20 protein-coding genes are annotated in these 23,811 nt (G+C 51.8%); 16 read left to right on the top strand and 4 right to left on the bottom strand.

The annotated features are described in order from the left end of the window. Positions 1-77 precede the first annotated feature (77 nt). The 7 genes from IPI29_11310 to IPI29_11280 all read left to right on the top strand — a co-directional run bounded on the left by IPI29_11310 (position 78) and on the right by IPI29_11280 (position 8,458). Positions 78-752: a hypothetical protein gene (locus IPI29_11310; GenBank protein MBK7413132.1), complete on the top strand. Its 675-nt coding sequence runs from the start codon at positions 78-80 to the stop codon at positions 750-752. 20 nt (positions 753-772) lie between these two features. Continuing rightward, entirely contained in the window at positions 773-1,837 is a 1,065-nt protein-coding gene (locus tag IPI29_11305; GenBank protein ID MBK7413131.1) for a type II asparaginase, read from the top strand. A gap of 12 nt (positions 1,838-1,849) precedes the next feature. Then, the gene (locus IPI29_11300) at positions 1,850-3,541 is read left to right on the top strand and encodes an aspartate-alanine antiporter (protein ID MBK7413130.1); all 1,692 of its coding nucleotides are present in this window, start codon (positions 1,850-1,852) and stop codon (positions 3,539-3,541) included. Positions 3,542-3,565: 24 nt separating this feature from the next. Beyond that, positions 3,566-4,852 carry an anaerobic C4-dicarboxylate transporter gene (locus tag IPI29_11295; protein ID MBK7413129.1) on the top strand — a complete coding sequence of 429 codons (1,287 nt, stop codon included), beginning with the start codon at positions 3,566-3,568 and terminating at the stop codon, positions 4,850-4,852. Positions 4,853-4,943: 91 nt separating this feature from the next. Next, the gene (locus IPI29_11290) at positions 4,944-6,365 is read left to right on the top strand and encodes an aspartate ammonia-lyase (GenBank protein ID MBK7413128.1); all 1,422 of its coding nucleotides are present in this window, start codon (positions 4,944-4,946) and stop codon (positions 6,363-6,365) included. A gap of 267 nt (positions 6,366-6,632) precedes the next feature. After that, positions 6,633-8,123: a hypothetical protein gene (locus IPI29_11285; GenBank protein ID MBK7413127.1), complete on the top strand. Its 1,491-nt coding sequence runs from the start codon at positions 6,633-6,635 to the stop codon at positions 8,121-8,123. A gap of 59 nt (positions 8,124-8,182) precedes the next feature. Next, the gene (locus IPI29_11280) at positions 8,183-8,458 is read left to right on the top strand and encodes a hypothetical protein (protein ID MBK7413126.1); all 276 of its coding nucleotides are present in this window, start codon (positions 8,183-8,185) and stop codon (positions 8,456-8,458) included. On the opposite strand, the gene IPI29_11275 is transcribed toward IPI29_11280, so the two are convergent. Beyond that, entirely contained in the window at positions 8,418-9,305 is an 888-nt protein-coding gene (locus IPI29_11275) for an MBL fold metallo-hydrolase (protein MBK7413125.1), read from the bottom strand. The genes IPI29_11280 and IPI29_11275 overlap by 41 nt on opposite strands. A 223-nt stretch (positions 9,306-9,528) precedes the next feature. On the opposite strand from IPI29_11275, the gene IPI29_11270 reads away from it, so the two are divergent. Then, positions 9,529-10,155 (top strand): hypothetical protein, encoded by a 627-nt coding sequence (locus IPI29_11270; GenBank protein MBK7413124.1) that lies wholly within the window; start codon positions 9,529-9,531, stop codon positions 10,153-10,155. A 4-nt stretch (positions 10,156-10,159) separates the two neighbouring features. On the opposite strand, the gene IPI29_11265 is transcribed toward IPI29_11270, so the two are convergent. Continuing rightward, complete coding sequence (locus IPI29_11265; protein ID MBK7413123.1) at positions 10,160-10,813, bottom strand: hypothetical protein; 654 nt, start codon at positions 10,811-10,813, stop codon at positions 10,160-10,162. A 162-nt stretch (positions 10,814-10,975) separates the two neighbouring features. Between IPI29_11265 and IPI29_11260 the strand changes: the two genes are divergently transcribed. The 3 genes from IPI29_11260 (at position 10,976) to IPI29_11250 (ending at position 15,767) form a co-directional block, all read left to right on the top strand. Then, positions 10,976-13,312 (top strand): PQQ-binding-like beta-propeller repeat protein, encoded by a 2,337-nt coding sequence (locus tag IPI29_11260; GenBank protein MBK7413122.1) that lies wholly within the window; start codon positions 10,976-10,978, stop codon positions 13,310-13,312. An 84-nt stretch (positions 13,313-13,396) separates the two neighbouring features. Next, positions 13,397-14,908: a pyruvate kinase gene (locus tag IPI29_11255; GenBank protein ID MBK7413121.1), complete on the top strand. Its 1,512-nt coding sequence runs from the start codon at positions 13,397-13,399 to the stop codon at positions 14,906-14,908. Between the two features lie 391 nt (positions 14,909-15,299). Further along, complete coding sequence (locus IPI29_11250; GenBank protein ID MBK7413120.1) at positions 15,300-15,767, top strand: AraC family transcriptional regulator; 468 nt, start codon at positions 15,300-15,302, stop codon at positions 15,765-15,767. A gap of 20 nt (positions 15,768-15,787) precedes the next feature. Here the strand turns inward: IPI29_11250 and IPI29_11245 are convergent, their stop codons facing one another. Continuing rightward, positions 15,788-16,150 carry a VOC family protein gene (locus IPI29_11245; protein ID MBK7413119.1) on the bottom strand — a complete coding sequence of 121 codons (363 nt, stop codon included), beginning with the start codon at positions 16,148-16,150 and terminating at the stop codon, positions 15,788-15,790. A 120-nt stretch (positions 16,151-16,270) separates the two neighbouring features. Beyond that, positions 16,271-17,464: a hypothetical protein gene (locus IPI29_11240; GenBank protein MBK7413118.1), complete on the bottom strand. Its 1,194-nt coding sequence runs from the start codon at positions 17,462-17,464 to the stop codon at positions 16,271-16,273. A 199-nt stretch (positions 17,465-17,663) separates the two neighbouring features. Here IPI29_11240 and IPI29_11235 point away from each other — a divergent pair, with 199 nt between their 5' ends. From IPI29_11235 to IPI29_11215, 5 genes are all read left to right on the top strand, one after another. Then, positions 17,664-18,218, top strand: a complete 555-nt coding sequence (locus tag IPI29_11235) for a sigma-70 family RNA polymerase sigma factor (GenBank protein ID MBK7413117.1) — start codon at positions 17,664-17,666, stop codon at positions 18,216-18,218. Beyond that, on the top strand, positions 18,215-20,089 hold the full coding sequence (locus tag IPI29_11230) for a T9SS type A sorting domain-containing protein (protein MBK7413116.1): 1,875 nt from the start codon (positions 18,215-18,217) through the stop codon (positions 20,087-20,089). The genes IPI29_11235 and IPI29_11230 overlap by 4 nt, the downstream gene beginning before the upstream one ends. Positions 20,090-20,143: 54 nt before the next feature. Further along, on the top strand, positions 20,144-20,983 hold the full coding sequence (locus tag IPI29_11225) for an arsenite methyltransferase (GenBank protein MBK7413115.1): 840 nt from the start codon (positions 20,144-20,146) through the stop codon (positions 20,981-20,983). A 120-nt stretch (positions 20,984-21,103) separates the two neighbouring features. Then, on the top strand, positions 21,104-21,928 hold the full coding sequence (locus tag IPI29_11220; GenBank protein MBK7413114.1) for a type I restriction enzyme HsdR N-terminal domain-containing protein: 825 nt from the start codon (positions 21,104-21,106) through the stop codon (positions 21,926-21,928). Then, positions 21,925-23,784: an NAD-binding protein gene (locus IPI29_11215; GenBank protein ID MBK7413113.1), complete on the top strand. Its 1,860-nt coding sequence runs from the start codon at positions 21,925-21,927 to the stop codon at positions 23,782-23,784. Before IPI29_11220 ends, IPI29_11215 begins: the two co-directional genes overlap by 4 nt. Positions 23,785-23,811: the final 27 nt, after the last annotated feature.

Below are 23,811 nucleotides of genomic sequence, written 5' to 3'. Positions count from 1 at the left end.
CGGAACTGAAGTTCTACTTTGATGTTGCAGAACATTCGCGCTTTGATATCGGTCTGGGTTCCCCAAGCGCAGAAGTGATGTATAGCAGTGACATCGACTCAACGGTCTCCGCTGCATCACAACGTATGCCCGATGTGATCGCAGCATGGAAACAGACAACGTCGTTCGGTCACATTCGTGCCACTGCTATCTTCCGGAACCTTACCTATACAAGCGGTACGGACATCAGATCTGTTCCGGGATATGGGGCTACTGTCTCCGGACTCATCAAGACAAGCTCAGTGTTACCGAATACCTTGCAGTTCCAATTTGTTGCTGGTGCCGGCATCGGTACCTACCTCGCCTCATTCGGCGGATACAACTTCGATGCAGCTCCGAATGCAAAGGGAGAGATCGAAACTGTTCCAACAGTTGGCGGCTGGGCTGCCTATGAACATTACCTCTCCAAGAAATGGCACTTCAACCTCATCGGTGGTCTATCGCTCTTTAGAACACATGAGATAGCAGCGTACGGCATTCCGGGTCCAGGCTATACAGCAGTTGATAGCAAGATCTCACTCGATATGCTCTATGGTCTGGTGAATCTCATGTTCGATCCTGTGCCCAACCTCATCCTGGGAATAGAATACAACTACGGGTACAAGAGATCAACACACACTGGAACGATCACAACGCCAACGGCCGTGGTTAGTTCAATAGACCAATCACGTCCGGCTCATCGGATCAGCTTTGGAATGTTCTTCGACTTCTAACTAACAAAGGATATCAGACCATGAAGAATGCCCTATTCGTTTCGTTGGCCTTTGTTCTGTCCATACATGCAACACCTCTGCTTGGACAAACAACAAACCTTCCAAAGGTGATGATCCTTGCCACAGGCGGTACCATCGCCGGTTCAGCAGAGAGTCAAACATCTGTTGGCTACACATCCGGCGCTGTAACGGTTGATGTGCTCATCAAGGCCGTACCCGGACTCACCAAGATCGCTCGCATCTCTGGTGAACAGGTTGCCAGCATCGGTAGTCAGGACATGAACAATGAGGTGTGGCTCAAACTCGCAAAACGTGTGAACGAGATTCTCAAGGCAGATACGGTTGATGGTATCGTTATCACTCATGGCACGGATACCATGGAAGAAACTGCCTACTTCCTCCAACTTGTGGTAAAGGGGCGTAAACCCGTTGTCCTAACCGGTTCGATGCGTCCGTCAACAGCACTCAGCGCAGATGGACCTCTCAACATCTACAATGCGGTTGCAGTTGCCGGAGATACGGGTTCTCGCGGACGTGGCGTTCTTGTGGCAGTGAACGATAACATCCATGGCGGACGTGAGATCACAAAAACAAACACAACGTCTGTTCAGACATTTGAGTCGCCACAATACGGATTGATCGGCACCACACTCTATGGCAAACAAAGCTTCTTCCGCTATCCCTTCCGCAAGAACACCACAACATCAGAATTCACGATTGACGGAGTAACATCCTTCCCACGCGTCGATGTGATCTATGCACATGCCAACATGTCTCCGGATCTTATCGATGCGGCTGTGAAGAACGGTGCTAAGGGGCTTATCGTTGCCGGTGTTGGTGATGGGAACATGACCACTCCCGCCCTCGAAGCTCTTGCACGCGCTGCAAAGTCCGGCGTAGTGATCGTACGTTCATCACGTGTTCCATCCGGCCACACGTGGCGCAACTCCGAAGTTGATGACGACAAGTATGGCTTTGTAGCAGCAGGGGAACTCCTTCCGTCAAAGGCACGTGTTCTCCTCATGCTTGCGCTTCTGAAGACCAGTGAGCCGCTTGCGATCCAGAAGATGTTTGACACCTACTGAGTCGGGTTCCTCATGTTCATCCTCGATCAGCTATTCGATATCCTCCGCACGAACACAGAGCTTGCATTCTTTCTTGCGCTCGGCGGAGGATATCTCGTTGGTCGGATAAAGATCGGCGGACAACCGATCGGCGCTGTTCTTGGAGTGCTCGTGGTGGGCCTCATTGTTGGACAGATCGGGATCGCTATTGCCGATGATGTGAAGTGGATCTTATTCTACCTCTTCCTGTTTGCCATCGGCTTCAAATGTGGACCCCAGTTCGTACACGGATTGAGGTCGAGCGGTGCGGTTCAGATCGGACTTACCGTTGTCTTCTTTGTTGTAGCTCTAGCCGTGGTCTATCTCTGCGCGGTTCTGTTCGGATTTGATGCCGGTACAGGGGCTGGACTCTTTGCAGGTGCACTCACGGCCTCGGCAGCACTTGGTGTTGCGGGAGACCTCGTGTCCAAGATGCCCCTTACCGAAGCCGAGAGACAATTGTTGATGTCGAACATGACCAGCGCCTTTGCTGCGAGCTACTTCATCGGCGTGATCATCACCACATGGTTTCTCTCGCGCATGGGTCCGGTGATCATGCGTTCTAAGATCGTGGAGGACTGTAGATCCCTTGAGACAGAAATGGGTGTGATGGCCATCGGTGAGGAGCAAGTGTCTGCCTATCGCGCCATCGTCATGCGTGGGTATCGTATCCCTGCCGATATGTCCGGGATCACCGTTGCCGATCTCGAAGCACGGTTCAATGAGGCACGGGTCTTTGTTGAACGTGTGGTCGTAGACGGTGTATCGCGAGATTCGGCTCCAGATCTTGTTCTGCATGAAGGTGATCATGTTGGACTTTCCGGACGGGATGAGGTGTTGGTGAGTTCGTCCAATCCGTTGCGAAGCGAGGAGATCAGCGACAAGATCCTTCTCAATGTTCCAACCCAGAACGTATCTGTTGTTGTCACGTCAAACACCTTCACTGGCAAGCAGATGAGTCAGCTTGGCCAGGAGACACAGGCACGCGGAGTATTCCTCGTCAAACACGAACGCGCCGGACAGGTGTTGCCAACGTCGATGTCAACCGTGTTGCAGTCCGGAGACGTACTCACGATCTCCGGACGAGCGAACGCCGTAGAGAGAGTAGCGCGGTTGTTGGGGAAGGTAAAGGAGACATCCGTTTCCACGGATATGGTAGTTGTTGGTCTCACGATCGTCCTAGGCGGACTCATCGGTATCCCAGCCATGAGGGTAGCAGGAATAGATCTTGGACTCAGCGTAAGCGTGGGTATCCTTATCGGCGGACTTGTACTCGGGTGGTGGTATTCAACACATCCGCGTCAGCCGCGAATACCTGATTCGGTATTGTGGTTCTTTGATTCTGTGGGACTCACGGGATTTGTGGCCGTAACCGCACTATGTGCCGGTCACGCCTTTGTTACGTCGATCCAGGATTCAGGACTAGCGCTCGTGATCGGCAGTGTAGCGGTAACGGTCATTCCACACCTCGCCACCATCCTCATTGGCCGATATGTCTTTAAGGTCCACCCCGGCATCTTGCTCGGTATCAGTGCCGGCGCCGGAACGTCTGCTCCAGGCCTAGCTGCCGTTCAAGAGGCTGCACAGAGTCAGATCCCCACGCTCGGATATGGAGTGACCTATGCACTTGGCAACATCCTTCTCGCACTTGGTGGCTCGATCATCATTTCACTGCTTGCCCCCTGACAAAATCGTTGAGGTACAACTATGATGTGGATCGAACTGCTGATCCTTCTTGCGTGCATCGTTCTCGGTGCTCGATTAGGGGGCATTGGGTTGGGTGCTACCGGCGGAATGGGTCTTGCCATTCTTGTGTTCGCATTTGGTCTGCCACCGGGATCTCCGCCAACAGTTGTACTAGGAATGATCATCGCCGTGATCACCGCCTTGGCATCGATGCAGGCAGCGGGTGGATTGGACTACCTCGTGTTGCTTGCCGCGCGGGTGATGAAGAAGAAGCCGGAGTACATCACCTTTGTAGCACCATACGTTACCTACCTGCTCGTGTTTGCAAGCGGAACACAACACGTGATCTATGCCTTGATGCCGGTGATCGTAGAGGTCTCGGCAAAGGCGGATATTCGTCCGGAGCGACCTCTTTCGATGAGTGTTATCGCATCGCAAGCGGGCGTGATCGCATCACCTGTTAGTGCTGCCATGGTTGCCATGATCGGTGCACTTGTTACATGGAACGTTTCGCTTGTACAGATCCTCTCTGTGATCATTCCGGCAACTCTTCTTGGTGTGTTGATCGGCACACTGTCCGTTGCATGGAGAGGAAAGAAGCTGAGCGAAGATCCGGTGTTTCTCGAGCGAGTTGCAGCAGGAAAGGTGAACCTCTCCGTGTCGACCGAGGTACCAACAGGAGAGAAGCTTCGAAACGCTCGCGGCTCCTTGATGATCTTTCTGCTGGCTATTCTGTGTGTGGTGATCCTTGGGATCTTCCCCGGAATGGTGGATGTAGAGACAGGTCAAGCCGTGATGATCGTGATGTTGGCTGCCTCTGCACTGATCATGCTCATCTTCAAGGCCAAGGCCGACGAGACAGTGAAGAACAGCATCATGCGCGGTGGGATCGTTGCGGTGATCTCCATTCTTGGCGTATCGTGGATGGGTTCTTCGTTCTTTGAAGGGAACAGAACAGAGATCGTGCAGGGCATTGGAGGGATCGTTGAACAGGCGCCCTGGGCGTTTGCGATCGGACTCTTCGTACTCTCTATTCTTCTCATCAGTCAGGCAGCAACTGTTGTGACTCTTATGCCTGTGGCTGTTGCGTTAGGAATGCCCCTTGCCATTCTCATTGGCGTCTATCCGGCTACCAACGGTTCCTTCTTCCTTCCCACCTACGGTACTGTCCTTGCGGCTGTGTCGTTTGATCAGACAGGCAGTACGAGGATCGGGATATATCTGCTCAACCACAGCTTCATGCTGCCCGGACTTGTCACAACGATCTCAACAACCCTTATTGCTCTTGCCTTAGCCAATATTCTCCTCTAGTGAACCCTACGTCAGGACCATTATCATGAAAACGTCAATTGCCGCACTCGCAATGTGTGTTTCACACATGCTGTTCATTTCTCAAACAGGAATGGCACAACAATCATTCCGTACCGAGAGGGATCTGCTTGGTGAAAAGCAGATCCCAAGCGAGGCCTACTATGGCGTGCAAACCCTGCGTGCGATGGAGAACTTCAAGATCTCCGGTGTGATGATCAATCACTATCCGGGATTCATCGAAGCGTGGGCAATGGTGAAATTGGCTGCTGCCCACGCGAACTACGACGTGGGTGCGATGAAGAAGGAGACGTACGATGCTATAGAGAAGGCATGCAAGGCCGTGCTTGACGGAAAGTATCACGATCAGTTCCAGGTGGACTGGTATCAAGGGGGCGCAGGTACATCCACCAACATGAATGCGAATGAAGTGTTGGCAAACATTGCATTGGAGTTGAGCGGACACAAGAAGGGTGAATATGCGATCATCGATCCGCACGATCATTTGAACATGTCGCAGTCCACCAACGACTCCTATCCAACGGCCATCAAGGTTGCCTTCATTCTGCGCAATGCACGGTTGATCGACGAACTAGAGCTGTTGGTACAGTCCTTCCGGGCAAAGGGCAATGCCTTCATCGACATCGTAAAGATGGGTCGGACAGAGATGCAGGATGCCGTTCCAATGACCGTAGGTCAAGAATTCCACGCCTTTGCAGCCGCACTTGAAGGCGAGATCGCCTTTCTCAAAGATGCCGAGCGGTACCTGTATGAAGTGAATATGGGTGCAACCGCCATCGGAACCGGTATCAATGTTCCCAAGGGATATCCGGAGAAGTGTGCAGGCTACTTGGCCGAGCTCACCAAACGTCCGATCGTACCGGCCAAGGACATGATCGCTGCAACGTGGGATCAGCAAGGGTATGTTGTGTATTCATCAGCGCTGAAGAGTTTGGCAGTGAAGCTCTCGAAGATCTCCAACGATCTGATCCTCCTTACATCCGGTCCACGTGCCGGACTCTTCGAGATCAACCTTCCGGCGTTGCAGCCTGGCTCTTCTATCATGCCGGGGAAGGTGAACCCCGTTGTGCCCGAAGTGATGAACATCGTTGCCTTCCGCGTGATGGGTAATGACTACAGTGTTACCATGGCAGCCCATCATGGTCAACTCCAGCTCAATGCTTATGAGCCCCTTGCCGGACTTGCCGTGATAGAATCTCAAAGCCTCCTCTACCGCACATCCATCATCTTCCGAACGAAGTGTATCGATGGAATCACGGTGAATGAGAAGACCCTTCAGCACAACATGGAAACCACAGTGGGTATCGTAACAGCACTCAATCCTGTACTTGGCTACGAGCGTGCAACAGAACTTGCAGCAGAAGCCTACAAGACGGGGAAGGGAATCCTTACGATCATCCGCGAGAAGAAGATCCTCACGGAAGCACAGATCAAGGAGATAATGGATCCTACCAAACTCACCGGACTGGATAAGAGTATCTATCCGAAGAAGTGAGGCACGATGTCCTAGCTAGTAAGGAAAACACCTTGTGCAGTTCCGGAATGTAACCTTTATCCAGGGCACGGGCCTGTTGATTGGTAAGGGGCTCGGTTGTTTTACAGACTTCTAGCAAATACAATAATCGGGGTGGGGGTTCGGCTCGGACGGTGCTACGAGAGCTAGTTTGGAAGTCTTGTCGTTATGTCGCTAACAAGGGGATTATTGATGTCAGCTTCCAGGACCGTCTTCTCTGGCTATCTCAGCTTCGGGCTTTTTTGTTTTTTGATCATTTTCATTGGGTTAAATGCGAATGCTCAAGAATATGGTGTTATTGATACTATTAGGGTATCCGAATGGCTCCAGAAAGTACAGGCCTACTGTGATACGGTGATGATCTTCGAGGAGGTACCCGGAATTGGAGATCCACCCGCTAGAGGTTTTGTCCGACGCGGCAAAAATGCGCAGTGGGACTCTGTAGAACTAGTATCAGGAGCGCAAGCGCAGGCGCCGATGAAGGGATGTGTGATGGCGGGTTCGCAGAATGACACAGACCCGGAGATGTATTGGATCATGCGCGATGCAAGTACGACAAGGATTGACTCTACAGGTCGGCCAGGAGACCGGATCTCTGTCTCCCCGTTGAAACGCATTCGTGTACACCCAGCTAACACACATAAGATCTATGTCCAATTTGAGTATACCAAGTTCGACGGGACTTACACGGCAACGTACGTTACCAACGATGACGGACAGACGTGGAAGGAGATCAATCCACCCATCTACCCGAGCGACGTAGCCAGAGGTCATACACTCGGCTTTGATTACAACTTTCCTAACAGGCTCTATATCTGGATTGATGGTTCTGGTCTATTGAATCCAGACGCACCGGCACACTATCACTATACGGACGACGATGGCGAGACGTTCTACATCTCTCAGGATGCCAACGATCCCATGCGTGAAGCTGGGTATGGAATATGGAGCAAGGGTGGAGGGATATATGCAAACGATTTTGGCATTTGCATAGCCACGGACTCTATTGGACTTCCGCCCGGCTCTTCTACCCAATCGATCTGTCCGCCCTGGCTGGACAACGTACGCAAGTCCCTGCTGCCCAACTACGACCCCTCAACACAGAAACTCAGATATTCCTTCTATGGGCGCAGCCAAACCACCGGCACTATCGACGGCCTTGCGTTTCATCCTGAGAGACCTGAGACGTTTGCTGTGGAGTTTAGGTTCGACACGCTTGTTGGCAATGTTTGGCATCCGAGAAACTTTGTCGCTGCAACATCTGATTTTGGAAATACGTGGCAGTGGATACTCAAAGTGAACGATCTCCGAATGTCTTCGTACAATGGTGTGCGTGCGATCATCATCGATCCCCTTGACAACGGAGTATACTGCTCCTATCAGCTTCTGTTACGTGACAGCACGACCGGTCGAACGACGTATCTAAACTCTTATACCATCAAGTCCACACCGCGAACAACATCGGTGGCTGGTGATGCTCCTGAGAGAACAGACAAGGATTCGCGAGTCTTCCCTAATCCAGTAAGCATCGGAACGCCAATCACAATCGCGTTGACGGCAACGGACGAAGCCTTTGGTGAAGCGATATCGCGAGTTACCTGCTCAACACTTGATGGCAGAATTCTAGAGTCATCATCAACTTCTACACTCTATACGCAGAACCTTGCCCCAGGTGTGTACAGCCTTGCTGTGTTCTGGGGTGGTAACCAAGAACATCACCTAGTTGTAGTGACGAGGTAGAAGCTTTCTCACGCGTGGTAATCACGCGCATTTCTCACTTTGGTGTCTTGAGGGGTATCATGATAACTAGAATATCAGTCACTGCAATGTTAGCAGTGATCTCACTTGGCATTGCATCCAATGCCGCCTTTGCACTGAAGCAGCCCGTGCTTTCAGGCACACTAAAGCCAGGCGGCGTTAGCAGCCGCAACATGGAGCTACTCGACGTAGTAAACATCCATCCAGAGTGGCATGATCAGTTTGAGACCATAGCGGTGGCCTACCCTGGAAAATCCGTGGATGCAACACGTCCAACTATCCCCACCAACGATCACTCGGCTGCTCGTCGCCAATAGTGATCGATTGGCCAATGCGTGGTGTAGTCGCTTGAAGTCCCAATCGGAGTGCTTCCGCCGTGAACCGCTCCACGGGCTCATACCACGGATGTAATGCAAGCGTGAACGCAGCCCAGTGAATGGGCATGGCAACAACGGCGCACAGATCGATGGCTGCTTGCACAGACTCTTCGGGCATCATGTGGATGGCTTGCCACTTGGGGTTGTATTGTCCGCATTCTACGAGGGCAAGATCGAACGGACCATATGTCTTGCCGATCTCTGCAAAGTGCGGACCGTATCCGCTGTCGGCATTGAAGAAGATGCGTGTCAGTGGAGAGGAGATCACCCATGAACTCCACAGCGACTTGTGACGATCCCAGAAGCCCCTTCCCGAGAAATGTCGGGCAGGTGTACAGGTGAAGTGTACATCCTTGATCTGCACAGCCTCATGCCAATCCAGCTCAATGATGTTCGATGGTGATACGCCCCAACGAATGAGATGTCGGGCAACACCAAGGCATACAACCCAATGTTTGACCTTCGGAAGAAGCCTCAACACCGAGCCGTGATCAAGATGATCATAGTGATCGTGGGAGATCACCACTACGTCGATCTTCGGCATATCCTCGATCTCGATGGGTGTGCTTTTGCTGTATCTGTTTCTGCCAAGGAAGGGGAAGGGGGCAGGCACCCGACCCAACATCGGATCAAGCAGGACGCACATGCCGCTGATCTCGAGCATTACCGCAGAGTGTCCGAACCAGGTGAGACGCGGATGGGCTGGCGGCACAAGCAATGAGGCGGGATCCACGCGGACAACCGGCAGATCACCGGACGGCTCACGCTGTGTATTGCGCGCGAGCATGGCCTTGAGGAGACCGGGTACATCACGGAGATGAACGTTGAGTTCGGTAGGTATTGAGTTTCTGAACTCACCGTTGCGCCACTGAGGTGACCGCTCGTAACGAGCGATCAGGTCTGTGGTGAGGGAACCGCCGAGAGCGGGAATGAGTGCTGTGAGGACGGAGCTGAATGACATACGGCGATAGGACGATCTGCAAAGCCCTCAAAGTGTAATTTCATGACGCATGCGCATGCTCACATCATACATCGTACTCATGTGTTGTTCTGCTCTCCTTGAAGCACAGGATGTACAGACTACTCCGGAGAAGCCATCGTGGGAACCTCATGCCATGGCGTATGCCTACTTCACGCCGGACGAGGGTTTCTTTATGATCCCTGTAGCGATGATGGAGAATGACCAATGGCATTTGGAGTTGCGCTACAACTACGAGGACTTCAAAACCGCTTCTTTGTGGGCTGGACCCGTCTTCAGTTGGGAAGGGGCTGTAGGTGGCTACGTCACTCCAATGCTAGGTGTTGTGGTCGGCAACACAATGGGATGGGGTGTTGGCGTGGAGGCCGAAGCATCGTATGGGATATTGAACGTCTATATCGAGAACGAGTACGTCGTTGATGTTCGGTCGTCTGATGGAACGTTCTTCTATAGTTGGACAGAGCTCACTGGATCTATAACGGATAATCTCAGAGTCGGCGCCGTTCTTCAGCGGACACGTGTACTTCATGACGTGGAGGACGTTTCAGCCGGACCTCTTTTTGGAGCAACGGTGTATATGATCGATGCAGCAGTACACTGGCTTGGTCCCGGCTCAGACTATCAGTATTGGATCGTGACACTAGACATAGCGTTGTAAGAATTCAACCGCCCATCAGAATAGCAACACCTACCATTACCAGTCCTAGTGCGAGGACAAAACCTGCGATCACAAGCCGCATAGCCCCTTGCCATCCTGACCACCCGGCCCAGTAATATCCGATCACGGCCATCGTGGCAAGCAAGAGAGCGTTTGAGAACCGAAGAGCTCTCAGATCATCTTCGAGAATGATGAGTGGAAGGATGGCTGGGATGGAACAAATGGCTTCGATGGCTAAAAGACCGAGTCCGCCATACACCTCTTCGCGCGTGAACCATGGCCGATGAGGTTCAGTCTCTCGCGCCACATCTACAATGTCGTGATAGATCTCCTCGCGCATCTCGGGACTGATAACCCCTGAATATTTGTGATCGAATCCCTCGCGGAGTCGGGCAATAGCTGTAGCTCTATCAAGCGAACGGATCTCTGCAACCAGCTTTTCCTGACGTCCACGCTGGAACAGTGAGTTCAGCATGAAGATCGCACCATCGATCACTCCCCATGCGAGCGCACAGCTCACAGCCCCGAGCACAAGCTCATCCGGTGACGCCTCCATTACCCCGCCCGCCAAGGTGAAGGTAAGCAGCATGATCAGTCCGCACAGGATCTCTGCGAAGCGGTCTGACGGTGGGACGTATTTGCGGAGCAGGTTTTGCATGACTCTACATTGTCAGCGTGCTTGGGGTATATATCGGTAGATTCACTGCTCAATGATACCTAAACCGAGGGACATTCAAATACGTAGGCCTAAGTACGGTTGGGTTCTACTACGACGGTTATCATCGTACCATTCCATCATGTGATTCTCGAAGGAGCGACGATGAACAAGCTGATACCACTCGTGGTCATGTCTATGCTGTTGGTCATGTGGCCGGCACACGCTCAGAAGGGTAGCGGTGCAGCATGGAGAGTAACGACACAGGATGACTTTGCAAGCATCCGATATCCGCAGGACCGGGGGCGCGTTGTGCTCGCAAATGGTGCAAAGGTGTGGTCGCATAACACCACTACAGGTCAACTCGAGTGGACAATTGAAGTGCCGGATCACGAGAGTGACGGAGTTGCAATGGTCATGCTCAAGGACAGGTTCCTTGTGAGCTCAACCAAGAACAGTGTTCTCTGTTATGCTACCGCAGATGGTAAGAAGTTGTGGGAGCTTACGCTAGATGGTATCGATCAAAGCGACTACTCAGCATATACCGATGACGATGCTGATCGCGTCATCCTTCGATATAAGGAGAAGATCGTGGAGATCAACGCAACTACAGGCAAGGAGAATTGGAGATCCACGATCAATATGGATCTGCGAGAGAAGGGCGAAGTGAGCCTCTATATGCTCCCGAAAACGAAACGCACGATCGTGTTTACGAAGGACGCAACGGCGGATGTCTTTGACGATGCGTCGGGAAAGAAGATCCTCAGCGTTCCCTGTAAGCCAAACATGGACATTGCGGGAACGAGCAGTGAATGGGTGAATGTCCCGGAAACCGAGAATACGCTTATCCTTCTGGATGAAGACAACGTTGTGATTCTTGATGTAGTGAATGGCAAGGAGCTTGCGCGTCTCCCCTTCAAGATCGATGGTGACTTGAAGCCCCTTTATCCAGACACGATCGGCTGCATGATCCTTGGTGCCGATGCATTGATGTATGTGAACACGTCCAGCGGCAAGTCTGTGCAACGTCCGTTCTCCTACTCCGACATGCGTGGACAAAGTCTGTTGAATGTGAATGGCAAGTGGCAGATCTGGATGGCATCTGTTGACAAGATGGTTGTTCTCGATGCAGAAGCACCTGCTCTGTTATGGGAATCTGCAGCTGGTGACAAACAATACGCCGGGTTTGCTCATTCGGTGTTTGCTCCTAAGGGCGGAGTAAATGAAAACGGGGGAATTGTCCTCGCCGCCTATGTAGAACCGCGCTCCGACGGAGACAATCCCGGTACATATCTCTATGCCCAAGGCATCAATGCCCAAACAGGCAAGGTGGTGTATAAGAACGTGATCACCGTTGCTAAGGACGTGATCTCTTCCAAGGAGTTCAAGGACATCGGCATGTGGTATTCCCTGTTTGAGCTAAAGGGTACCTCTTGCATCGCCGTTACATCTCGCGAGTCGTTGCTGAATCCAACTACGAGAACCGAGCCCGGAGAAGGAATTGTTGCCTTCAATAGCAAGACCGGAGTTGTTCAATACGGCCAGTATTTCGCAGTTGCTCAGGGAATGGACGAGGACTATGGAGAGCCGCCCGTTGAGTGGATACGTGGAGTGGCCTATATGGCTGGTAACAGATCTGTTGTTGCAGTGGACCTGGCAACGGGAAAAAAGTTGTGGACGATCGACAAGGAACTTGGTGGTCAGGCCTTTGCTCTAGACCAGATCGATGGTGTGGTATATGCGAAGATTGGAAGGAAGCAATACACAGCAGTCTACACTCTTGGCAATGACAGTTTCTTAGCCAACTACACAAGCACGTCCAGTGCTGATAAGTTCACTGCCTCTGACGTATGGTCATCCAAACCCTTTGGCTTCACCGCCATCGATGCCTCCACGGGGAAACTGCTCTGGCATATGGGAGTAGAGACCGATCCGGAAATGGCCGTTGGGAAATTCAAGATCCGTGGTAACAAGGTGATGAAGATGTTCTCGTTCCGTGACTTTTTTGATGAATCAAAGAAGCAACTGTATTACTCCGATCTTGACAACGTATATGCATTGAAGATGGGCCCACAAGGCGGCACTCATGCATGGACCCTGTCATTGGACGACGCAGGTCTCGGTGATGTTGATTATGAGAATGCCTTTGGTTACGACACCAAGGAACAAGTACTCACGCAACCTGTGAAACTGAACTGGGATGGAAAGTCGCTTGTCATGTTCGGTCAGGACGCCATTGGAGCACTGAATACATCAAGTGGCAAAACAACCTGGGTCCACGAATGGCGGTATGCTAGAGACAAGGTGAAATACGTCCCTCGGATGATCGGGACAAACCTCCTCTATTCCGTTCGAGGTAAGATCGTCTACCTTGATCTTGCAACAGGTTTAACTCTCTGGTCAGATGAGATAGCCGATGACGCCTCCATCAGCAGTATTAAGGATAGCCCCTTTCTCATCACGTGGGATGATGATGTGCTCGCCGGCTATAAGCTCAAGTAGCGACGAGTCTGTTCGTGAATGTTAAAAGCCGGTAACATGTCAAAAGTCATAGTCCACTCCTTGGGGTACTCCTAGGTTTGGACTATGACCTTTGAACCCGAATCGATTCATTCTGATCTGATTCTAGCTCTCTCCGAGCTACGTTCGAGTGCCGTTGAGACTCAGGACGAGTTTGCCGAATCGATAGAGAGAGTGCATCCAAAGTATCGTGACTCGGCAAGGAACCTTGCCCATTATCTGGCTCTTCGCAGGTCTGATGTTCGTGAGTTGCAGGATGAACTGCACTTCCTAGGCCTGAGCGCCTTGGGAAGAAGTGAACCATGTGTTCTTAGCACGCTTACAAACGTCATCGCAGCACTGAAATGCATGATGGGAGAAGAGTACATTACAGAAGAACCGGTCACCACTACCGTAAATGCCAGAACCGGTCCGATGTATCTCTCAGATCACGCTCGCACGTTGATGGGAACACCGAACGGTGAGAGAGCAGCGCGTATCATGGTTACGATGTCGAGCGATGCAGCAACCGACCCCACGCACGTGCTAGAACTCGTACGGTCGGGCATGGACATCATGCGGATCAATACTGCACACGACAACGTTGGTGCGTGGAAGGCGATGATCAGCAATCTTCGCGCGGCTGAACAACAGACCGGGAAGAAGTGCAAGGTCTACATCGATCTCGGCGGACCAAAGTTCCGTCTCGGACCGATGGAGCGTGTAAGGGTTCGTAAAGGTGACATCATTCGATTTGCAAAGGGGCTCCATGGTTACGCCTGTGATCTGCGATCTCCCTCAGAAGAACGGATCCTTCTCTCGTGTGAACCGGAAGAGGTATTCGATGCTGTTCGAACCGGTGATCCGTTGTGGATCAATGATGGCAAGGTCTCCTCACGTGTGATCGACGTCTACGAAGGTGGCTTTGAAGTGGAGATCGTTCGCACAAAACACGGCGGTGCTTGGCTACGCGCCGAAAAAGGGATCAACCTGCCCGATACGCCATTACAGATCGATGCGCTTACGAACGACGATGTGAAACATCTCGAGCAGCTCGGCCAGTTTGCCGACATCATCGGCATGAGCTTCGTACGATCAGCACATGATGTTGCTTCGCTCTTCAACGAAATGGAGAGACTTGGTCTTACAGATCGTGGCGTAGTGGCGAAGATCGAAACCCAGGACGGATTTGAACATCTGCCACAGATCCTCTTTGAAGGACTCCGTCACCCACCATTCGGGATAATGGTTGCACGCGGAGATCTTGCCGTTGAGATCGGCTTCGAACGTCTCGCAGAAGTACAAGAGGAGATCCTCTGGCTTTGTGAAGCCGCCCACGTACCGGTGATATGGGCTACTCAGGTCCTTGAAGGTATGGCGCAAAAAGGCATTCCTTCTCGCGCAGAAGTTAGTGATGCCGCGATGTCTGTACGAGCAGAATGTGTGATGCTGAACAAAGGTCCGTACATCGTTGATACCGTACAGTTTCTCAGCGACATCCTTCATCGCATGGCAGAACATCACTCGAAGAAGCGCTCCCTCCTGAGGAAACTCAGCGTTTCAGGCGTTGCTGCGAGACAGAACAGCGGAGTGGAGTGATCTATCCTTGGACAGTCCTCCGGATAATCTCCTGGACAATCTCCTGGACAATCTTGCTAACGCAATAACCATAAGCAATGTAATGACTTGCCAAGATCACGGACCAAGGTTTGGACGATCTCTTGGACAATTAATTGGACATAATAACTGACCACTACCTTGCCCTCAGGACGTCCATCACAGATGCAAAGCCCATAAGCGGAGTAGCCGAGTAGTGTTCCTACCTCAAAACCCAACGGGAAGAACACACCGGCATCAGTGCTTGATGAGTCGGCGTTGAATTAAAAGTATGATGTTGTTCCTTGAATTACTCAACGTATTGAGTTAAAATTCCAAGGTTAACTAAGTGCTCAGGACTAAACGAACTTACAGCCACGTGTTATCTGTTGCCATGACAACAACTACCGTTGACCTACCAGCATTTACCTTGCGTGGTATCGCACGCACATTCAACACAGAAACGCGACATCAGATCCCCCAATTATGGGACGAATCTGTGCCGCGTCTGTTCACGTTGCCTGGTCATGATCCGCAAGCACTCTACGGTGCATGTATAGATATGATCGAAGGGGATGGACCCGATTGTGGATTTGTCTACATGGTGGGAATTGCTGTGGACCCCTCAGCCCCTTCTCTCGATGGGATCACAACTGTACCCGTGCCTGCCGGACGATATGCAATTTTCACGTACGATGGCCCCATAGCCGGATTCCCGCAGTTCATTGATGCTGTGTGGAGAGAACACCTTCCAGCTACGGGGCTCATCAAACGCAATGCACCGGACTTTGAGAAATACGACGAACGATTTAGCGCAAAGAGTGGCGATGGAGTGGTGGACTACTACATCCCCGTTGCCTAGCCTCGGGCTTAAGCCCGAGGTCAGCCTGCGTGCTTGATCTCCCAGATTCCATGGATCATGCCTTCTGGGTCGGTGAAGTAAGCCACCCAGCCCATCTCGCCAACTTCCATCTTAGGAACAACCACTGTTCCACCGTTCGCTTCGATCACCGGAACAGTGTCATCGATCGATGCAACGCTGATCGTATTCACCAGCGGTTGGCTTGGGTCATTACGCTTCATGATCGCTCCACCGATCCCCATAGCCCCTTCTTCACCTGCAGCTGTCAGATAATAGTCACTGTCACCATATGCTTCGAACTGCCATCCAAAGACGTTTGTGAAGAACGTCATCTTAACCTGTGGATCCTCTGCAGGGATCTCAAAATGAACAACCTTAGACATGCTACCTCCCAGAGTGAAAAAAGTATAACCACCAGCTTTCGCCAGCGGCAATAATGGGGGTAAGGACAGAAAGAATGCTGTAAAGGTTACGTAGCACTGGCCTCGGGCTTAAGCCCGAGGCTACCGCGGGATCGGACTCCAGCCCCTTCTCTCAAGGATGGCCATGGCGTAGTTCATCATACGCCGGATGGTAGGGGGCTCACCGGCAAACACCTCGGTCTTTGCCTCTTTGTCGTTCACAATGATCACGAGCTCACAGTGTGTGAGGTCGGGGTGTTCTGCTTCGTAGGTAGAGTCGTGATAGGCCGGAATAATCGGCTCTTGAGCACAGTCAGCCAGCATCATCGACATTGTATCGAGTTCTTCCGGAGTGAGCATGGCAGTGAACGTGGCCTTGCCGCGTGCCGCTCTATTGGACCACACGCTCATCCACCCATCGGTGTAGAGACGATAGTGATACATGAGGCACACATCACCGCAGGAGTGACACTCACTGTTGAGGTATGTAACGTGGAGGTCCTTGGCAAGGGCAGAAGTAGAGATCAGCCCCGGAAAATCACCGTCTTGAACGAACTCTGCTATCTCGCGTACATCACCCTCGGTATACGTCACGGCATCAACCAACGGACGCGTGAAGGAGCGTCCGGGTAGTTCACTCTCTGTGTAGGCATCCAATACAGAGATCACGATGTGATCAATTCCCCAGAGTTTCTCACAAGAATCAAGCTTCACGTAGGCAAGAAGTGCTGTTATGTCGAGGTTCAACGTACTACCAGTATGCGAGATAGTACCAACGGTCTCATACGTGGCATCCATCGGCCCTGAATAGTCGATCGCATATGTGCACGGATAGCCGAGCATGTTACTGTTGCGAGTTCTTGTTCTAGGGGGCAGTTGGCGCGTATTTGAGGCGTCCGGCCAGGTTTGGGCAGCCGCGGTGTTGGAGAATGTTGCATCAACCACATTCTTCCCGTCTGCCATCACCATGAACCGGTCATTGGCATCTGTGCCCTGCCACGGTCCGATGATGTGCCATCCCAGTTCGATGCGCACCAAGGAGTGTCGAGGAAGACCCTTAAGGGTCATCCGCAGCGCGTCGGCAGCGCCAAAGGGACCCAATAACCGGATCCCACGCGGTGACCGGGAAACGCGCGGCACAGTCATGGTTGTGCCCTGTCGCAACGCCCAGCTGGTCATAGTGCTATCTGCCGGTTTTGAAGGGTACCACTCCTGCAATACCGTGCGACCCCCACGTTGTGCGGAGGCCGTTGAAATGGCAGTAATGAACCCTGCCAAGACCAGTAGTCGATGCATTCCCCATTTGCCCATAGCCCTAATGTAGTCAAGGCGAGCTGATGTTCGTTCAGGAATGTTGCGTCCTTTTTAGCCCCATACCGTCTTACTCCATACAAGCAGTATTTTTCAATCCACTAGGGAGTTTGATCATGGCTACTTCATCAGATTGCTGCACCACATGTACATGTGAGTCTTGCACCTGCACCTGTACGTGTTCATGCAGCAAGTAGAACACAATTGGCAAGAGTATCGAACACGTCTGGTTCGATTTGTTCGAAGCAAGGTTCACAACGATGTGATTGCCGAAGACATCGTTCATGACGCGCTTGTGAAGGCATGGACCAAACGGTCCACACTTCGCGATGAATCGATGCTCCTGCCGTGGCTGTTTCAGATCACCATGAATGCCGTGCGCGACCATCATCGCGTGCGGCATCATGATGTTTTGTCGGACATTGACCCAGTGGACCAGCCAACTTCCGAAGACCTACATCACATTGCCGTGTGCCTTACTTCTATGATCGCAACGCTCGAGGAACCATATCGTTCAGCTGTGCATCGAAGTGAGATCGATGGTGTGCCTATGCGTGTGATCGCCAATGAGCTCAACATTTCCCTTTCTGGTGTAAAGTCGAGAGTTCAGCGTGGCAAAGCCAAATTGAAAGAGCAGGTTATGGCATGCTGTCAATTTGAAGTGAATAGAAGAGGCCAGATAACAAATGGTGATGAACATCATTGCACCAATCCAGACTGTGGGTGTCAGGCGGCATGATCCGAACCCTTCTCATTCTCGTGTTTGCTTCGGTTGTAGCTGTTTCACAAGTAGTGACACCGGCACTTCCGAATACTGATAGTGTTGTGACGTGTTTCCCTGACACCACGGGGTATGCGCGACTCACTGTTGGATCGAATGGCAGGATGTTCACAGATCTCCAGTCGGCGATCGATGCAGCACAGCTAGGAACAGTGATCGTTGTCGATGCAGATCAAGTCACCGAGGGAACCATTGTGCTACGCAAGAAGGATGTTGGCAGCGGATGGATCATCATCATGCCATCAACCATCAACGCACTTCCCAACCAAGGGCTACGGATCTCACCCACCATGGCGTCCGTGATGCCGCGCTTTGTAACAACAAATACAGCAGGTCATCCGGCGGTGCGCACAGAGTCGGGCGCACATCACTATCGACTGATCGGAATAGAGATCACGGCCGACGAAAAGGTGCAGGAGAGTTACGGACTTGTCTTTCTTGGTGACAACGGTCCAGCGCAGACAACACTCGAAGAAGTGCCGCATCATCTCATCATCGATCGGTGCTACATCCACGGTCACACCAATGGAACCGTGATGAAGTTTGGCGTTCGTCTCGATTGTGCGAATGCCGCCATCATTGATTCCTACATCTCGGACTTTCACAGTATTGGCTTTGATGCACAGGCCATTGCCGGCGTAAATGGTCCCGGACCGTTCAAGATCATCAACAACTACCTCGAAGCATCGGGAGAAAACATCATGTTCGGTGGAGGCGCGCCGAGCATTCCCAACCTTGTTCCGTCGGACATCGAGATCCGTCAGAACCACATGTATAAGCCCCTTACCTGGCGTGTTAGTGATGCTACCTACGCCGGCAAACATTGGACGATCAAGAACCTCTTTGAACTGAAGACAGGTAGAAGGGTGCTCCTCGATGGAAACACGCTGGAGAACTCTTGGGCAGATCTCCCGATCGGTCAGAGTGGCTACGCCATCCTCCTTACCGTTCGAGCTGAAGGGGGCAAGGCACCACAAGCCGATGTGAGTGATGTTACGATCACCAATAACATCGTTCGCAATGTTGGTGCAGGAATCACGATCTCCGGATCGGATGATATTCCCAGTACCAGATCGTCCCGGATTTTGATCGCCAACAACCTCTTCACAAACATCAACGGTCCGGCATTCGGCGATGGGAACGTGAGTGGTCCCAATGACGGTACCTTCCTCAAGATCGGCAACCCAGAGAACGTCTCCGTGGTCGGCAATACGATAGAGCAGACAGGTCCCATCACATGGGCATTCAAACCCACAAGCGGATTTGTCTTCACCAAGAACGTTGCGAATTGCTTCCGTTCAGCCGGCGGATATCAAGGCATCTATGGTCCGGGTAAGGCAGAAGGCGATGGAACCATTCAACACTACTTTCCCGATATCACAGACGCTAACCGACGTTTCAGCGACAACGTGTTGATAGGGGGCAATGCATCTCGGTACACTGAGTTTGGTCCGATGAGTAAGAATGTTTTTCCAACTAGTGCTGTCGGCGTTGATCCTTCTCTTGGTCTTCAACGCGACGTCTTGGATTCAGCTTTTGCAAGAAAGATCGTCTGTGAGGCCACTACCAGCACAGTGGAACACGCTTCAGCCACTCCACACACATGGATCCAACCACAACCGGCGAGTGATCACCTCCTGATCACTACGGTCTACTACGGAAACAGTACGTATCACCTTGTGGACGCAACCGGACGTACGGTTCTCCAGGGCGAGTTCGTGGCTTCACCTGCACTGATCAACATCTCTTCACTTGCAACTGGCACCTATGTGATTCGCATGATCTCCGGCAGCACGATCGAAACACGAACGCTCTCGATCCTTCGTTAATGCTGTCTCAAGGGATCATCGCAATCCCAAACCCGTTCACGTAAAAGAACCACCATGGAAACCTCTACAGAACTCAAGGAACTCGTTCGCACCAAATACGGCGAGATCGCCCAGCAATCTCATGAGCAGAACGCGGCATCATGTTGTGGTGTTGGCGGATGTTCAACGGTGGACTACACCATTTTTGCCGAGGACTACACCAAGCTCAAGGGATATGTAGCCGATGCGGATCTTGCCCTTGGATGTGGTGTGCCAACCGAATTCGCACAGATCAAGGAAGGCGACACAGTTGTTGATCTGGGATCCGGTGCCGGCAATGATGCATTTGTAGCAAGAGCAATCACGGGCGAGAGTGGGAAGGTCATCGGTATCGATATGACACCCGAGATGATCGCCAAGGCGCGGGAGAATGCCGACAAGCTCAGCTTCAACAATGTCGAATTCCGTCAGGGTGATATCGAGAACATACCCATTGCTGCCAATCGTGCAGACGTGATCATCAGCAACTGTGTTCTCAATCTTGTACCGGATAAACTCAAGGCCTTCCAAGAGATGTTCCGCATTCTCAAACCCGGAGGTCACTTCAGCGTGAGCGACATCGTCCTGCGTGGTGAACTACCGGAGCCCCTTCGCAAGGATGCGGAGATGTATGCCGGCTGTGTATCGGGAGCCATCCAAGAATCAGACTACCTTCGCATGCTCTCTGAAGTAGGCTTCACAAACATCACCGTCCAAAAAGCCCGTCCCGTTGTTCTCCCGGATGACATCCTCTCGGCGTATCTCACCTCAGACGAGATCACAGCAATGAATGAGAAGGGGCAAGGCATCATCAGCACAACCGTATACGGAGTGAAGCCTGTAAATGTGTGTGTGCCAGGCGGTGGATGTTGCTAAAGAGTTATGACGTTATGACAATTATGACGTTGTGACGTCATTTCGTCTTCGGTTCAGGATAGATATGTACTTTTACGGCCAAGTATAGTCGTTTCATAGATTCTAACGAGGGTAGAGGGTATGAAGATCCCGAAAAAGGTATTAGACCGCCTTGGTGCGACAGTGAAGGTATTCCAAGCAGTAGCAGTGCTTCAAAAGACAAGAGATGTGTCAGAGGCCGACACTGTGACACTTGTTAAAGACATTCTTGCTGATTCCTTTGGCTTTGACAAGTATCTAGAGCTCACCAGCGAGCAGCAGATACGAGGTACGTACTGCGACCTCGCTGTAAAGATCGACAACAAGATCCGCTATCTGATCGAAGTGAAGTCTGCAGGCGTCACTTTGAATGACTCTCATCTGCGACAGGCGGTCAACTACGGAGCTAATCAGGGTATCGAATGGGTTGTACTCACAAATGCCATTGATTGGCGACTCTATCGTATCAAGTTTGGTCAGCCAATCGACTTCGAAGAGGTGTCATCCTTTAATCTCACCTCTGTTAATCTGAAGAACGATGATGATCTGAACAGGATCTTCTTGCTTTGTAGAGAAGGACTAAGCTCAGATGCGATGGACGTTTTTCATCAGCAAGCGCAATTGGTTAACAAGTTTACCATCGCACAGATATTGATGAGTGATCCGGCTGTATCGGTTGTTCGCAAAGAGCTCCGGAGGCTCTTTCCAGAGCTCAAGGTTGAACAAGAACAGATATTGGATATCCTCGTGAATGATGTCCTAAAGCGGGAGGTAGTTGAGGGAGACAAGGTGAAAGAAACCCAGCAACGCTTGAAGAAAGCACTACAGAAGGTCGCTAAGCAGACTGCTGCAAAGGCCGGACAAACTTCGAGTTCCACGCCTACTTCAGCCGTGCCGCCTGCAACTGCGAGTGACTCCGAGGGATGATAGAGAAGATTCGCTATCGCATCGATAACCTCTTTGCGAAGGGTACGTGGGCGCTCCTTTTGGTTTTGGGTGCGTCGATGGTGGTTCTGATCGCAGTGATCGCTGTCGCGATGGCGTTCGCTGGAGTATCACCAGGAGAGGAAGCGACATCTTGGGACACAATATGGACGATCTTCACGTACACGTTTGATCCTTCCGGTGTGCCGTATGAAGATGGCGTTTGGATCTACAGATTACTGATGTTGCTCGCGAGTCTGGGTGGGATCTTCATCCTCTCGTTGCTCGTGGGTATTCTGGCAAATGGCTTTGCAGACGCCGTTCAGACTCTGCGCAAGGGAAAGTCGATCGTGGTTGAGTCGGGACATACGCTTGTCCTTGGATGGGGCGACCAGATCTTCTCGGTTCTTCATGAGCTGATCGCTGCGAACGCGAATGTGAAGGGGGCATGCATCGTTGTCCTCGCTGATACAGACAAAGTAGAGATGGAGGATGCGATTCGGACACGCGTTGGCGATTCTGGTTCAACACCTATCGTGTGTCGGTCCGGTTCGCCGATCGACGTCACTGATCTTGCGATCGTTCGACCATCAGAAGCAAAGAGCATTATTATCCTCGATCCGTTGACGGAAGATCCGGAGATCGGCGATGCATATACGATCAAGACCCTCCTGGCTCTGAATCGCCTAGATGCGGATCGGCCAAATGGTGCGATCGTGGCCACCATGCGTTCTGAAGCAAACGTCAAGGTGGCGGAGCTTGTAACGGGCGGACGGGCTCATATCATCCCCAGTGAGGTGATGATCTCGCAGATCATCACACAGACATGCCGTCAACCCGGACTGTCCTTGGTCTACGCTGAGCTACTCGATTTTGACGGCGATGAACTCTACATCCATAGTGAGCCGAGACTCGCCGGCAAGACGTTCGCTGAGGCGTTGCTATGGTATGAAACATCATGTCTCGTCGGACTGAAGTATGCCGACGGTCAGTTGAAGCTGAATCCGCCGATGGATACGGTGATCGCAGCTGGTGATTCGATCATTGCACTCAGTGCAGATGACGATACGATCGTTCTGCGTGAGCAACGTGCATCGATCAATGAATCTATGGTGGCAAGAAGGTTGCAGCGGACACCTGCTTCCGAGCGCATACTTGTGCTTGGATGGAACGAACGGGGCAGATTTATCATCCGTGAACTCGATGAATACGTCGTGGAAGGAACGGAGATCGTTGTTGTCGATCACGTGGACAGGGCTGAGGACGTGGAGATCATTCGTAAGAACGTGAAGCGCTCACGTCCTTCATTCAGGCAATCTCGCACCACGTCTCGCAGCGTGCTCGATGAACTTGATGTTCCATCCTTCAATAGTGTGATCGTGCTTGCTGATACCACGCTGGACGTGCAACAAGCAGATGCCAGAACGATCATGACGCTGATCCATCTGCGGGATATCACATCAGCCTTCCCAACGGTGAACATCGTAACAGAGATGTTGGATGAGCGTAATCGTTCCCTGGCCTCCACAGACGGGATCAACGATTTCATCATCAGCAATACGATCGTTTCGCTCTTGCTTACGCAGATCGCTGAGAACCAAGACCTACATGCAGTGTTCCGCGATCTCTTTGATGCAGCAGGCAGTGAACTGTACCTGAAACCCATCACGGAGTATATCTCTCCCACTCATCAGTACACAATGGCAACGTTGGTCTATGCAGCGGCACAGTGTAATGAGATCGCCATCGGACTCAAGTGCAAGGTCAATGGAGAGTGGGCTGTACGCCTAAACATCCCTAAATCCGAAACTCTCACCTTCTCAAACGATGACCTCGTAGTCGTCATCGCCGAGAACTAACCGTCATACCGTCATAACTGTCATATC

This window comes from Ignavibacteria bacterium (assembly GCA_016707005.1).
Classification (GTDB): Bacteria; Bacteroidota; Ignavibacteria; order Kapaibacteriales; family Kapaibacteriaceae; genus UBA10438.
This window is presented reverse-complemented; position numbering and strand designations above follow the sequence as displayed.

Coding starts and splice junctions, on each gene's coding strand:
- IPI29_11310 (MBK7413132.1), top strand. CDS start 78: ATGTATAGCAGTGACATCGACTCAACGGTCTCCGCTGCATCACAACGT.
- IPI29_11220 (MBK7413114.1), top strand. CDS start 21,104: ATGAAGATCCCGAAAAAGGTATTAGACCGCCTTGGTGCGACAGTGAAG.
- IPI29_11305 (MBK7413131.1), top strand. CDS start 773: ATGAAGAATGCCCTATTCGTTTCGTTGGCCTTTGTTCTGTCCATACAT.
- IPI29_11250 (MBK7413120.1), top strand. CDS start 15,300: ATGACAACAACTACCGTTGACCTACCAGCATTTACCTTGCGTGGTATC.
- IPI29_11270 (MBK7413124.1), top strand. CDS start 9,529: ATGCGCATGCTCACATCATACATCGTACTCATGTGTTGTTCTGCTCTC.
- IPI29_11295 (MBK7413129.1), top strand. CDS start 3,566: ATGTGGATCGAACTGCTGATCCTTCTTGCGTGCATCGTTCTCGGTGCT.
- IPI29_11290 (MBK7413128.1), top strand. CDS start 4,944: ATGGCACAACAATCATTCCGTACCGAGAGGGATCTGCTTGGTGAAAAG.
- IPI29_11240 (MBK7413118.1), bottom strand. CDS start 17,464: ATGCATCGACTACTGGTCTTGGCAGGGTTCATTACTGCCATTTCAACG.
- IPI29_11255 (MBK7413121.1), top strand. CDS start 13,397: ATGACCTTTGAACCCGAATCGATTCATTCTGATCTGATTCTAGCTCTC.
- IPI29_11275 (MBK7413125.1), bottom strand. CDS start 9,305: ATGCTCGCGCGCAATACACAGCGTGAGCCGTCCGGTGATCTGCCGGTT.
- IPI29_11225 (MBK7413115.1), top strand. CDS start 20,144: ATGGAAACCTCTACAGAACTCAAGGAACTCGTTCGCACCAAATACGGC.
- IPI29_11265 (MBK7413123.1), bottom strand. CDS start 10,813: ATGCAAAACCTGCTCCGCAAATACGTCCCACCGTCAGACCGCTTCGCA.
- IPI29_11245 (MBK7413119.1), bottom strand. CDS start 16,150: ATGTCTAAGGTTGTTCATTTTGAGATCCCTGCAGAGGATCCACAGGTT.
- IPI29_11300 (MBK7413130.1), top strand. CDS start 1,850: ATGTTCATCCTCGATCAGCTATTCGATATCCTCCGCACGAACACAGAG.
- IPI29_11260 (MBK7413122.1), top strand. CDS start 10,976: ATGAACAAGCTGATACCACTCGTGGTCATGTCTATGCTGTTGGTCATG.
- IPI29_11235 (MBK7413117.1), top strand. CDS start 17,664: ATGCAGCAAGTAGAACACAATTGGCAAGAGTATCGAACACGTCTGGTT.
- IPI29_11215 (MBK7413113.1), top strand. CDS start 21,925: ATGATAGAGAAGATTCGCTATCGCATCGATAACCTCTTTGCGAAGGGT.
- IPI29_11230 (MBK7413116.1), top strand. CDS start 18,215: ATGATCCGAACCCTTCTCATTCTCGTGTTTGCTTCGGTTGTAGCTGTT.
- IPI29_11280 (MBK7413126.1), top strand. CDS start 8,183: ATGATAACTAGAATATCAGTCACTGCAATGTTAGCAGTGATCTCACTT.